We start from the raw sequence: 12165 nt of genomic DNA on the forward strand, positions 1-12165 counted from the left end.
TAGTAAAAAATCCACTTGTTTTACTAATTATAGTCTGAAAAATCAGAATATATGAACATTTTAACGAAAGTGTATGTAAATGTTTCGGGTTCGAATGAACGGGAATAAACACACCATACACATAATAATTCATGTGTTGAATCACCTAGGTGAAAGAAGTTAACAATCCTAAAGGAGAGGTGCAGATGAATGGGTTCAATCGATTCTTACTCGTCATCATAGGCATACTCGGACTCGTCAGTGTCGGGCTGCTTGTGCTCGGTGTGTATGATGTTCCACGGCTCAGTTCGTTAATCGAGCAGTGGCAGGATCAGCAATGGTATAGCTATACCGTTCTATCCATCGGAGGTTTTTTAGCACTCGTATTCGTCATTCTATTATTCACAGGATTATTCAGCCGCTCGAAAGGTCAACGTCTGTTGATTCAAACGGGTGACGGAACGATTACGATTTCGAAGGAAACAATCGAACGGACGGCACTGGAGTCGATTCGTGGGATTGGTGGCGTACGGACACCGCGTGTCCATGCCGACATCCATTCGAAAAAAGAGACGGTTGCTTTAAAAGTCGACTGCTCGGTCTTCGGACAAGAGGGGCTTCCGACGATCGCGAAGGATATTCAAGAACGCGCTAAACAAGCCGTCGAATCCTTACTCGAGTTGCCGGTCACGAGTACGAAGGTCACGATTAGTGATACGAAAACAAAAACATCGGAACGTGTCGTCTAAGAGAGGAGAGGGAACATGAAGACAAGGGAAGCACTTTACCCGTATCGGTTCCGACTGATCGGAGGACTTGTCGGTCTAATCCTCGCCATCTTATTCTTGACGATTGGCTTTGGTCCGACGATCCTCATTGTTGCCTTTGCAGCGATCGGATTCTTGATTGGGAAGTGGCGCGATGGTGCGCTCGATATCGAAGGGTGGATTCAGTTCTTTCAACGGGACTGATTCATATATATCTAACTACACATTCAAAAGGAGAGATTTCAAATGGCAAACGAAGTAAACACAACAACTGAAAACGAAGTGGTACGCGAGAATAAATTGACGTTCGAAGATCAAGTCATCAAAAAAATCGCAGGGATCGCGTCGAATGAAGTGACAGGCATCTTGTCAATGAGTGGTGGATTCATGAGTGGACTGACGGATCGTCTCCGGAGTTCGGAAGACATCACAAAAGGAATCGGTGCGGAAGTCGGCGAACGCCAAGTCGCACTCGATTTGAAAGTCATCGTCGAATACGGTAAAAATATTCCGTCAATCTTCCAAGAGACGGTCGCTAAAATCAAAAAATCAATCAGTGATATGACAGGACTTGAAGTCGTCGAGGTCAACATGCACGTTGAGGACGTCATGACACGCGCTGAATTTGAAGCGAAAAATAAATCGAACAACGAACAAGAAGAAAAGAGCCGCGAACTACAATAACGAAGTCAAAAGATCCGACGAACTCGTCGGGTCTTTTTTTCATGTATTCATAACATGACTTCCTCTCTAAAATAGCGGTTGGATGGGTTACGATAGATATAAGAATGATCATTATCTAAGGAGGCATCGTATCTTTGAAACCAAACGATCCGTATTATATCTGTCCTGTGTGTGGATGCAATAAACTTGAAGATCCACCATATTATGAACACTTTGCGGGGAGTAACGAAATTTGTCCATGCTGTGGTTTCAAGTTCGGTGTAGATGATTTCGACTGCGTGGAAATAGACATGAAACAGTTGTCAGACGAAGAAATCATAAAACAAGCACACGAAATCTATCGACAAAACTGGATCAATCATCAATTTAGATTATTTGATCCGAGCATGTTCCGAGAATCGTAGAAAACCGGAAAGCGGCTCAACGTCGATGTCGCATTGAAACAATTGCAACGTATTAACTGCAGGACCTGACGAAAATCGTCGGGTCTTTTTTCATGGAATTGACACGACGTTTGACTAAACTAGAGCCTTTTTCGGGAATAGATTAGTATCACGATAAACGAAAGGATGATTCATGATGCGACTAACAGGTAAAACGATCATCGTCACGGGAGCTGGCTCAGGAATGGGTGAAGCCATGGCCAAATTGTTTGCACAAGAAGGCGCACGGATCGTCGCAGCGGACATTCGGTTGGAAACCGTTGAACGGGTCGTCTCTGACATCAAGGAAGCAGGGGGAGAAGCGATCGCTGTTGCGAGTGATATCGCCAAACCAAAGGCAGCAACAGAACTCGTCCAACAAGCGCTTGAGGCTTACGGCAAACTGGACGTTCTCGTCAACAATGCTGGGATCATGGACGGAATGGAGGGAGTGGAAGACATCTCCGATGAACGCTGGGATCATGTTCTCGCCGTCAATACGACGGGAACGATGCGTCTGATGCGCGAAGCGGTCAAGCATTTCAAGGAAGTAAAAGGTGGTGTCATTTTGAATAACATCTCGATTGGCGGTCTGAACGGTGCCCGAGCAGGAGCAGCCTATACCGCTTCCAAACATGCCGTCATTGGTTTGACGAAGAATACCGCCTTCTTTTACGCCGGAGAGGGGATCCGCTGTAACGGCATCGCTCCTGGAGCCGTCGAGACGAACATCGGGCAATCGATGACGAACCTGAATGAATTCGGAATGGGACGGGCGATGCTCGGCATGGGACTCAATCCACGTGCCGGTCAGCCGGATGAGGTCGCAAAATTGGCAATGTTCCTCGTGTCTGACGAGGCGAGTTTTGTTAACGGGGCAATCGTCGTCGCCGATGGTGGATGGAGTGCGTATTAAAAATCGTATATTATTTACTAGATTACAGTTTAAAATGGCAGGAACCTGTCGATACAAGGGATAATATGACAATAGGAGCATTATGACCTTGAGTTTGAATCCAGGGAGGAATCGGCATGTCGATGCAGGAACAAGCAGCACACGTCACCGACACACAAGTCATTCGAGCAATCGAGCAAAATCTGGCAATCATTCGCTTCGACGATCGACGGAAAGTCGCATATGTCAACGAGTTGTTTGCCCGGACGATGGGGTATGAAGTGGAAGAGCTAATCGGTAAATACCACCGTGATCTTTGCTTTCCAGCGTACGTCAACAGTCCGGATTATGAGTTGTTTTGGCGCAAATTGATGCAAGGCATCACCTATCAGGACAAGATTGAACGCCGGGCTGCTGATGGGCAACAGAAATGGCTCGAAGCGACCTATATGCCGATCTATTCGGATGACGGGCGCCGGGTCGTCGGTGTCTCAAAAATTGCATCGGACATTACGATTCGCCAACAGGACGTCTTACGGATGGCGGCTGAACTCAACGAGACATCCGCGTTCTTGACGGTCAAATCGGAGAGTGGTCGTCAGGATGGTCTGAACGTGCTGGCGACCGTCCAACAAGTCGAGGCGGAATCCGTCGAGAATCTGTCGAGCCTTGTTGCCTTACGAAAGGATGCGAACTCGATCACCGACATCGTCAAGACGATCCGTGATATTGCAGCGCAGACGAATCTGCTCGCCTTGAATGCGGCGATCGAGGCGGCACGTGCTGGTGAACATGGACGTGGGTTCGATGTCGTCGCGACCGAAGTCCGAAAACTGTCGAACAAAGTGTCGCACTCAATCGGAGAAATCAAGAACAACATTGAAGGGATCGTTGAGCGGATTGAAGATGTTTCACACAGCATCGAGCGGATTTCGTCTAAGGTCAAGGACAGTACGGGGCAACTCGAACATACGGTCAGTGAGTTCGATCAATTGGCTGATTCAGCGAAACAACTCGAGCGTCAGGCAAAACAATTCGTCGACGTCTTATAAGAAATACACCGCTACCGAATCACACGAGCTGTTCGCTTGTAGTTGATTCGGTATTTTTTTTGATGGCAAATTCAATATAGAGAAATAGAAAAGATGCTTGTTAAATCGGAATCGTTACGATATGATGTAAAACGTAATTATTCCGAATTAAAGGTGGAGAACAATGTCTACATATAAAACTGCTAGCCTTATCGGTAGTGTCTTCCTCGGTTTGACACTTGCCGGTTGTGCTGCTTCTGATAAGCCACAAGAGCAAAACCATTTGACGTTCGTCTATAACTTCGCGACACAATCGCTCGATCCGCATCGCGACAGCAGTTATGTTCCGCTTCGCGCAGGGGTGACGGAGACGCTCGTCCGTCTTGATGACGAACGATTGACGGTCGAGCCGTGGCTTGCGAAAAAATGGTCCTACGAAGGAAAGCGAACATGGCGGATCGTCTTACAGGAAGACGTGACGTTCCATAATGGGAAACAACTTGATGCGGCAGCCGTCAAATCGTCTCTCGAACGCTCAATCGACGAAAATCCAGGTGTCAAGAATGCCTTGAATATCGAGACGATCAAAACGGACGGACCCGATTTGCTCATTCAAACGAAGACGACATATCCAGAGTTCATCTCGGAACTCGTCAATCCGAACACAGCAATCATCGACACGAAAGCGAGCGGGGTAACGAAGGAACCGATGGGAACCGGTCCGTTCCAAGTCGAGCGGTTCGCTCCGGGAACAAAAGTCGAGTTAAAACGTTTCAAGTCCTATTGGCAAGAACAAGCGAAACTTGATTCCGTTGATTTTGTCTTCAACGAAGATGCTGGCGCACGGACGAACGCTTTGCGTGCCGGACAGGCGGATATCGTCTATCGACCGGAAATCGAGAGTGTCAAGCAGTTGAAGTCTGAAGGATTAACAGTCCAAGCGACGGATACGTTCCGTGTCCATCAGTTGACAATGAATGTCGCGAACGGTCCGATGCAATCGCTTGAAGTCCGACAGGCAATGGATGCTTTAATCAATCGAAAGCAACTCGTCGATCACGTCCTCCAAGGATATGCGGTGCCAGCACGTGGTCCGTTCCTATCGTCATTCCCATTTGCTCCGAACTATCCGCAACAAGTGCAGAAGACGCCTGAGGAATGGCTCAAACAAGCCGGTTATACAAAACAAAACGGACGGATGCAAAAGGACGGTCGTCCTTTAAAGTTGACGTTATTGACGTATGCGGCTCGACCAGACCTGCCGTTGATCGCTCAAGTCATTCAAGATGACGCGAAAAAGATTGGTGTCGCGATCACGATTAAACAAATCGATGTCCCAGAAGAATACATGGCAAGTAACCGGGACTGGGATATCGCGACGTACAGCAATCTGACAGCTCCGCGTGGGGATGCTGGATATTATTTGAACGCGACCTATCATCCGAACGGGGGACTGAACTTCAGTCGTGTCGCGGATCCGAAGTTGACGAAACAGATCGAGACGTTAAATGAAACGATTCAGATCGAGGAGCGATCACGGCTTGCGGAGCAGATCGCGCGATATGTCGACGAGAAACGCTACAATAGCTTCTTGCTCCATCCTTCAACACTCGTCGCCTATGACAGCAAACGCGTCAAAGGATGGAAAACGGAAAAGAGTGAATACTACATGATCACGAACACGTTGCAGGTGACCGATTGATGCATTCGATCGTCAAACGACTGCTATCGCTGAGTCTATTCACTCTACTCATCACGTTCAGTTGTTTTGTCTTGTTACGGTTACTGCCGGGTGATCCGGTCTTGACGTTATTGAATATCGATGAATTATCAGCAACGCCCGAACAAATCGAGGCCGCGCGCCGTGAATTAGGATACGATCAGCCGTTGCTCGTCCAGTACGTCCGTTGGCTGCAAGACATACTCACCTTACGTCTCGGAAACTCGTTACAGACGGGGCGACCGGTCATCGAGATGTTGTTAGAGAGTTATCTCGTGACAGCGGAGCTGGCACTTGGCGGTATTTTGATTGCCTTATTGATCGCCTTACCCCTAGGAATCGGTAGCGCCTTGATGACGGGCCGAAGCGTCGTCCGTCTTGCGCACCTTGTCAGCATGAGCGGAGCGACCGTGCCTGGTTTTTGGATCGGTCTGTTGCTCGTCGACCTGTTTGCCGTCCGTCTCGGATGGTTACCTGTGATGGGGCGGGAGGGGATGACGTCACTTGTCCTCCCGGCTCTATCGCTCGGCTTTCCACTTGCGAGCGTTTATATTCCATTGATTCGACTGAATCTACGCCGTGAATTGAACCAACCGTACATTGAGTTGGCACGGATGCGTGGTATATCCGAGCGGACGATTCTTTGGCGTTATGCGTTACGCGGCAGTTTGCCACCGATCCTGTCCGTGTTCGGTCTGACGCTCGGCAGTCTTGCCGGGGGTGTCGTCGTCCTCGAAGTCCTGTTCGCGTATCCAGGTGTCGGAAAGTTAATGGTCGATGCGATTTTGCAACGCGATTACCCACTGATCCAAGGCTACATCTTGCTGACGACAGGCATCATTCTTGTCTTGCATCAAGGTATCCGGTCGTTAAACCGGGCGTTACGACCAGATTGGCAGAAGGGAACACACACATGAAAAAAAGATGGCTCATTTTCGGAGGATGTCTCCTACTATTTATTTCATATACCGTATACATTAATCCATTTAATACAAGCGTAACGAAAAGACTTGAGCCTGCTTCATTCGAACATTGGCTCGGAACAGACGGTTTAGGACGAGATTTCGCAGCTCGTCTTTTTTTAGCTGGTTTGATATCCTTAGGTTTCAGCCTGCTTACGGTGTTGCTCACAGCGTGCATCGGTACCTGTCTTGGTTGTCTAGCCGGTTTTTATGATGGACGACTCAAGCACTTGATTCATCGATTAGAAGATGGTCTCGTGATTTTCCCTGACACCGTTCTAGCACTTGTCATCGCCGGATTATTTGGTGCCAGTCCTCAAAGTTTGATCTTTGCGATTTTACTCATCAAATGGATTTCCTACGCGCGATTAAGCGAGACACTCGTGACCGAGACGATGCAAAAGCCATACATCAGCATGACACGCATCAACGGGTTAACAGACAGTATGATCTTACGACGCCATATCTTGCCGCCCATCATCCGACAAGTCGTCGTGTTAATGAGTTTGGATGTCGGCAAAGTCATCTTATTCTTATCGGCATTCTCTTATATCGGGCTTGGTGTCCAAGCACCACTGCCAGAGTGGGGAGCAATGTTGAACGAAGGACGTCCTTATTTCAGTTCCGCACCCCGGCTCATGCTTTTGCCAGGTGCGTGCATCGTCTTGACCGTCGTCGCGACGATGGGATGGACGCGATGGATGAAGAAAAAAGGAGGACACGTAAATGATTCAGATTCGGAACTTACACGTTCGGGCGAAACACGTCCTTCTGCATGACATGAATCTATCGTTACCAGCTCATCGATTCATCTGTCTCGTCGGAGCGAGCGGGAGCGGTAAGACGCTCTTGCTTAAACGATTACTGGATCGATTGCCGGACGGGATGTCGTCGAGCGGAGAAGTCATCTCGGACGAACCTCTTCGGCGTGGTCTCGATATTGGTTACATACCACAGCAGTATACCGATGCGTTTCTTCCGTTTTTGACGATGCGTCAGATGTTACGGGATACATATCGCGCACATGGACGAAAGATGGATCATCCTTACATCGATGACGTCTTGCGAACGCTTGAGTTGGACCCGACCTGGTTGGACCGATATCCAGGAGAGTTGAGCGGTGGGCAATTGCAACGGTTCGCGATCCTGTTTGCCGTCACCTTAAAACCACGATTGATTTTAGCGGATGAACTAACGACGGCGCTCGATCCTGTGTTGACACGTCGTTTACTCGACTGGTTGACCGAATACCAACACCAGTACGGGGCAACGATTTTGTTCGTCACCCACGAATTAGGACCTGCCTTACATTATGGGGAGCAACTCGTCTTAATGCAGGATGGACGAATCGTCGAGACGGGAACACCACAGATGATCGAGCAAAGTCGTCATCCGTTCACGATGAGCTTGATGCAAGCGCATCGTACATCACCGGAAGAAAGGAAGAGTTCATGTACCCAGTCTTATCCGTAACAGATCTTACTTATCAAATAAAGGATCAGCCCATTTTGTCGAATATCTCCTTTCACGTGACGAAAAAGGCGTCAATTGGCATCATCGGGGAGAGTGGGAGTGGCAAGACGACACTCGGACGATTGATCCTCGGTCTGCTCAAACCCACGCATGGTTTGATTTCCTTGCATGGAAAGGCATTTCCGAGTGGGCACCGAAACGAGCGACGAGCTATTCAAGCCGTCTTTCAACATCCTCTCGCTTCCTTTAATCCAGAATGGACGGTGCGGGAATCGATTCTTGAACCGTTTCGTCGGCATCGTCCGATCTTGCGGCATTTCCCAGCGACGTCAGAAGAAAATCTCATGACTGCCCTCGCACTTGCGGTCGGGTTGGAGGAACGGTTATTCGATCGATTGCCCCATCAATTGAGTGGGGGACAAATTCAGCGTGCCGCGATCGCCCGCGCGATTTCGATTGAACCCGACATCATTGTGATGGATGAGCCGACGACGGGACTTGATGTCGTCTCTCGCGCACAGATCATCGAACTACTAGAACGCCTGCAGCAAACATTTGGTGTCAGTCTCGTATTGATCTCGCACGATATCGACTTCATCCGGCGCCTCTGTTCGGAAATACTCGTCTTACGTGACGGTCGTGCTGTTGATTTGATTGATCGATTGGAATTAGGTGGTGCGTATACCCAACGATTCGTCGAGGCCGGAACATGGTGAACGCACAACCGACCCACAAAACGTACTGGTTACTCGCTTATCCGCTGATTCTCTCAAGTATTGCTACACCCTTGCTTGGGGTGACCGATACCGTCGTCATCGGTCAATCCGGTGATCCGCGGGCGATCGGCGGTATCGCTGTCGGAGCCGTCTTCTTTAATACGATCTATTGGTTGTTCGGTTTCTTAAAAGTGAGTACGACAGGATTCAGCGCCCAAGCAAGTGGGGCGAATGACGTGCACGCCTTACGGACGTCACTTTACCGACCGCTGTTTCTAGCAGCTTGTATCGGTCTGCTCATCCTGTTATTCCGACAGCCGCTCGAGCAAATCGGACTGTACTTACTTGCACCACCCGCTGACTTGCTCGGTGCGGTCAAGACGTATATTTCATACCGGATGATTGGCGCACCGTTCGTGTTGATGGGGTATGCGTTACTCGGCTGGTTGATTGGTACCGGTCAGGTCAAGCACGCCTTGTTCGTCCAATTGTTTAGTACAGGAGTCAATGTCGTTCTCGATATCGGATTCGTCTACGGATTGGATGCCGGTGTTGCTGGAATCGCGGTTGCGACCGTCATCGCGGAGATCAGCATCGTCGTCTGTAGTCTGTACCTGATTCGTGGTCATTTATCGATGACGCGTGATGAATGGCGCGCCTTGACGGCATGGCAAGCGTACCGTCAATTCTTTCAAGTCAATCGTGACTTGTTCATTCGCACGATTTTCCTTCTACTCGTCACCGGCTGGTTCACACGTGCTGGTGGACAATTCGGACCGGATGTCCTCGCAGCCAACGCGATCCTGCTACAAATCCAGTATCTGATTTCGTACTGGTTCGGTGGACTCGGTCATGCGTCAACGGTTCTCGTCGGTCGGGCGAGAGGGCATCAAGATCAGGCAGGATACCGGAAGAGTGTCCGTTTGGCACGGACGTTTGGATTCTACTCGGTCGTCTTCTGGTCACTGGTGCTCCTCTTCCTTGAGACACCGCTCCTACAGTTGTTCACTTCAGAAGAGGCAATCCTAGACGCAGCGCGCGATTATTACTTCTGGATCATCATCCTACCGCTCCTCGCCGGTTGGGCGATGATCTATGAAGGAATCTTTGCCGGGCGGGTTGAAGCAACACCCGTTCGGAATTCGATGATTCAAGCAGGAATTGGTTTTGCGGTCGTCCTCCTGCTGACACCGACTTTTGAAAATCAGGGTGTCTGGGCAGCATTTTTGACGTTCTTCTTGATTCGTTCCTTATCGTTGATTCTCGTAGAAGCAAAACGATGAAAAACCCGCTGTTTCCCTCGTGTAAAGGGAACAGCGGGTTATTTGTCGTCGATCGCTAAAGGACGGACGAAGAGGGCGTTCAAGTGATGGACGAGCACATGACGCAGGCGTTCTTTTGGTAATCGTTCTGGTCGAAACAGAGCATGAAAGGCTAACCCGTCAACGAGTGCTGCGAGCCGTTCACTCTCAAGCTCAATGTCTAAATCTGCTCGGAGTGTACCGTCCGGGATCTGTGTCAACAGTATTTGAACCATATGGTAGATATCATCCGGATTTTCTGTCGCTTGCGATGAATACGCGGACATCATGAATTGAAACCAGACATGCATCTCGAGCTGATGCTCGGGTGCATAAGGTAAGACCTCAAGTAAGACGTCACATAACGTTTCTTCCGGGGTTCCTCCTTTCTCGAAAATGGTTGTGATGCGTGCTTGGACCCGTTCTTGGACGAGGTCCATCGAGAAGCGGAGCAACTCGTCCTGGGTAGTGAAGTAATACCGTAAGGCACCCAGTGAGAGTCCCGCTTCCTTGGCGATCGTCCGGACACTGGCTTGTTCAATACCGACTTGAGAAATCGTGCGCCACGTCGCTTCGGCGATGAGGCGTTTGCGTTCTTCGTGATTGACTTGTTTTGGCATGTCTCAAGTATATCATCTTTTTTAGCACGAATGTATTAAAAAGACTAGTCAAGCTACAAAAGAGGTGTTATCTTTATGATACAGTCGTATTAAAAAAGGAGAGGATTGATATGCAACTTGTCGCGTGGGCAATCGTCTGTTGTGAGATTCTATTTTGGGTATTCATCGTCGCTGGACTAATCGTGCGTTATGGATTCAGACGAGAGAAGCTTGGTTTTCGATTGATGGCGATGTCACCGGTCATTGATATTGTCTTACTGGTCTTAACGGTGTTTGACTTAAGTCGCGGCAGTACGGCGACGATCGCGCACGGACTTGCTGCGATCTATATCGGCGTCTCACTTGCCTTTGGAAAACAGATGATTGCCTGGGCGGACGGGATGTATCGCCGGTTCATCCTGAGAGAACAAGTATCACGGGAGCGCATTTCAAAGGCACGTAAAGAGCGAAACGGGTTCTATCGGCACGTGCTGGCCTTTTTGATTGGTGGAGCGTTACTCGGTGCGATGATTCTCTGGCTGGGAGATGCGAAGCAGACGGAGAGTCTCTTACGGACGTTACAATTGTGGGGACTCGTCCTCGTGATCGATGGGGTCATCTCGATGAGTTATACGGTCTTTCCGGCTCGATCCAAATAAAAAAACGAACCTTGTCTGTCAGCGGTCGACAGTGAAGGTTCGTTCCCGAATCGTATTCGTATGGACTTGTTTGCGGGCGTCGATCGAATCCCGAATGTGGATGATGTAGCGACGTCCTTTTTTATATCCCGTACGTGGCGGTTTAATTCGGATCTCTTTGCCGTCAAGGACTTCAATCTCCGTTTGCATCCGCTCACCGTTCGAATCCGTCACGGTGACTGTTCGGTTTGAGACTTGCTCCTTCCGTAATCCTTTCGCATATTCGATGTCGAAGGTATGGTACGAGGAGATGGAGCGGGCACGCGATTTGAAGTGTGGCTCGTCCGTCCGTTCGTCGAGGGTGCAGTAGCAACCCGTGAACAAAAGACTCGCCGAGAGGAGTATCGAAAATAGATGTTTCACGAAAACGCTCCTTTATGTATTTGGTAATTTTAGTATAAGACAAATTTTGGGTTACGACAATCCTTCTTAAGACCGAGTCGTTGACATCTATTAAATTCAAGCAGCTCCATGCTATAATCGACCGAGAGAAAGGAAGCGATACACCATGCCAGTACAACCAGACCAACGCGAGATCATCGTCTCGATCCGGACGAGTTATGATTTTAAAGCGGATACCGGTCGCGCGATCCGCGTCATCGAGTTTCACGGACGCCGGACAACGCTGTTCGATACGTTCGAAGCGTCATCGCCGAAACGGATGATCTTGATCGAGATGATTCGCGCCGTCCAATCGTTCAAGGAACCGTTCCATATCATCTTCAACGTCGAATGTAACTTCGGTTTCAAGTATTTGACGGATCAGCGGAAATGGGAAAACCGGGACGTCGGGAATACGTTCCTCGACTTGATCGAACAAGGCGGTCATACGTATGAATTACGAGACAGCTCGTTCTATGAAGGCGGAAAAGCCCTCCAAAAATGGCTCGGCAACACCTTAAAGCAAAATAGCTAAAA

15 protein-coding genes are annotated in these 12165 nt (G+C 49.1%); 13 read left to right on the top strand and 2 right to left on the bottom strand.

Features of this window, described 5'->3' with window-relative positions; translation table 11 throughout:
- Positions 1-185 precede the first annotated feature (185 nt).
- The 11 genes from amaP to NOM72_RS06415 all read left to right on the top strand — a co-directional run bounded on the left by amaP (position 186) and on the right by NOM72_RS06415 (position 9932).
- Positions 186-728, top strand: a complete 543-nt coding sequence (gene amaP, locus NOM72_RS06360; RefSeq protein ID WP_255998271.1) for an alkaline shock response membrane anchor protein AmaP — start codon at positions 186-188, stop codon at positions 726-728.
- Positions 729-743: 15 nt separating this feature from the next.
- Positions 744-950 carry a DUF2273 domain-containing protein gene (locus NOM72_RS06365; protein WP_035397250.1) on the top strand — a complete coding sequence of 69 codons (207 nt, stop codon included), beginning with the start codon at positions 744-746 and terminating at the stop codon, positions 948-950.
- A 42-nt stretch (positions 951-992) separates the two neighbouring features.
- Entirely contained in the window at positions 993-1430 is a 438-nt protein-coding gene (locus NOM72_RS06370) for an Asp23/Gls24 family envelope stress response protein (protein WP_023468370.1), read from the top strand.
- 579 nt (positions 1431-2009) lie between these two features.
- Positions 2010-2768 carry an SDR family oxidoreductase gene (locus NOM72_RS06375; protein ID WP_035397253.1) on the top strand — a complete coding sequence of 253 codons (759 nt, stop codon included), beginning with the start codon at positions 2010-2012 and terminating at the stop codon, positions 2766-2768.
- A 116-nt stretch (positions 2769-2884) separates the two neighbouring features.
- On the top strand, positions 2885-3799 hold the full coding sequence (locus NOM72_RS16110; protein ID WP_294746159.1) for a methyl-accepting chemotaxis protein: 915 nt from the start codon (positions 2885-2887) through the stop codon (positions 3797-3799).
- A gap of 163 nt (positions 3800-3962) precedes the next feature.
- Positions 3963-5480, top strand: a complete 1518-nt coding sequence (nikA, locus tag NOM72_RS06390) for a nickel ABC transporter substrate-binding protein (protein ID WP_255998272.1) — start codon at positions 3963-3965, stop codon at positions 5478-5480.
- A complete protein-coding gene (locus NOM72_RS06395) occupies positions 5480-6415 on the top strand; it encodes an ABC transporter permease (RefSeq protein WP_255998274.1) in 936 nt (311 codons plus the stop codon). Before nikA ends, NOM72_RS06395 begins: the two co-directional genes overlap by 1 nt.
- Positions 6412-7239 carry an ABC transporter permease gene (locus NOM72_RS06400; RefSeq protein ID WP_255998276.1) on the top strand — a complete coding sequence of 276 codons (828 nt, stop codon included), beginning with the start codon at positions 6412-6414 and terminating at the stop codon, positions 7237-7239. The genes NOM72_RS06395 and NOM72_RS06400 overlap by 4 nt, the downstream gene beginning before the upstream one ends.
- A complete protein-coding gene (locus NOM72_RS06405) occupies positions 7187-7933 on the top strand; it encodes an ABC transporter ATP-binding protein (RefSeq protein WP_255998278.1) in 747 nt (248 codons plus the stop codon). Before NOM72_RS06400 ends, NOM72_RS06405 begins: the two co-directional genes overlap by 53 nt.
- Positions 7912-8649 (top strand): ABC transporter ATP-binding protein, encoded by a 738-nt coding sequence (locus NOM72_RS06410; protein WP_255998280.1) that lies wholly within the window; start codon positions 7912-7914, stop codon positions 8647-8649. Before NOM72_RS06405 ends, NOM72_RS06410 begins: the two co-directional genes overlap by 22 nt.
- A complete protein-coding gene (locus tag NOM72_RS06415) occupies positions 8643-9932 on the top strand; it encodes an MATE family efflux transporter (RefSeq protein ID WP_255998282.1) in 1290 nt (429 codons plus the stop codon). Before NOM72_RS06410 ends, NOM72_RS06415 begins: the two co-directional genes overlap by 7 nt.
- A gap of 38 nt (positions 9933-9970) precedes the next feature.
- Here NOM72_RS06415 and NOM72_RS06420 read toward each other — a convergent pair whose 3' ends face one another.
- Positions 9971-10570: a TetR/AcrR family transcriptional regulator gene (locus NOM72_RS06420; protein WP_255998283.1), complete on the bottom strand. Its 600-nt coding sequence runs from the start codon at positions 10568-10570 to the stop codon at positions 9971-9973.
- Positions 10571-10680: 110 nt separating this feature from the next.
- Between NOM72_RS06420 and NOM72_RS06425 the strand changes: the two genes are divergently transcribed.
- On the top strand, positions 10681-11208 hold the full coding sequence (locus NOM72_RS06425; protein ID WP_023468359.1) for a hypothetical protein: 528 nt from the start codon (positions 10681-10683) through the stop codon (positions 11206-11208).
- 18 nt (positions 11209-11226) lie between these two features.
- Here the strand turns inward: NOM72_RS06425 and NOM72_RS06430 are convergent, their stop codons facing one another.
- Positions 11227-11610 (bottom strand): hypothetical protein, encoded by a 384-nt coding sequence (locus tag NOM72_RS06430; RefSeq protein ID WP_023468358.1) that lies wholly within the window; start codon positions 11608-11610, stop codon positions 11227-11229.
- Positions 11611-11755: 145 nt separating this feature from the next.
- On the opposite strand from NOM72_RS06430, the gene NOM72_RS06435 reads away from it, so the two are divergent.
- Complete coding sequence (locus tag NOM72_RS06435) at positions 11756-12163, top strand: hypothetical protein (RefSeq protein ID WP_023468357.1); 408 nt, start codon at positions 11756-11758, stop codon at positions 12161-12163.
- The last annotated feature ends 2 nt before the right edge of the window (positions 12164-12165 follow it).

The organism is Exiguobacterium sp. LL15, from assembly GCF_024436095.1.
Classification (GTDB): Bacteria; Bacillota; Bacilli; order Exiguobacteriales; family Exiguobacteriaceae; genus Exiguobacterium_A; species Exiguobacterium_A indicum.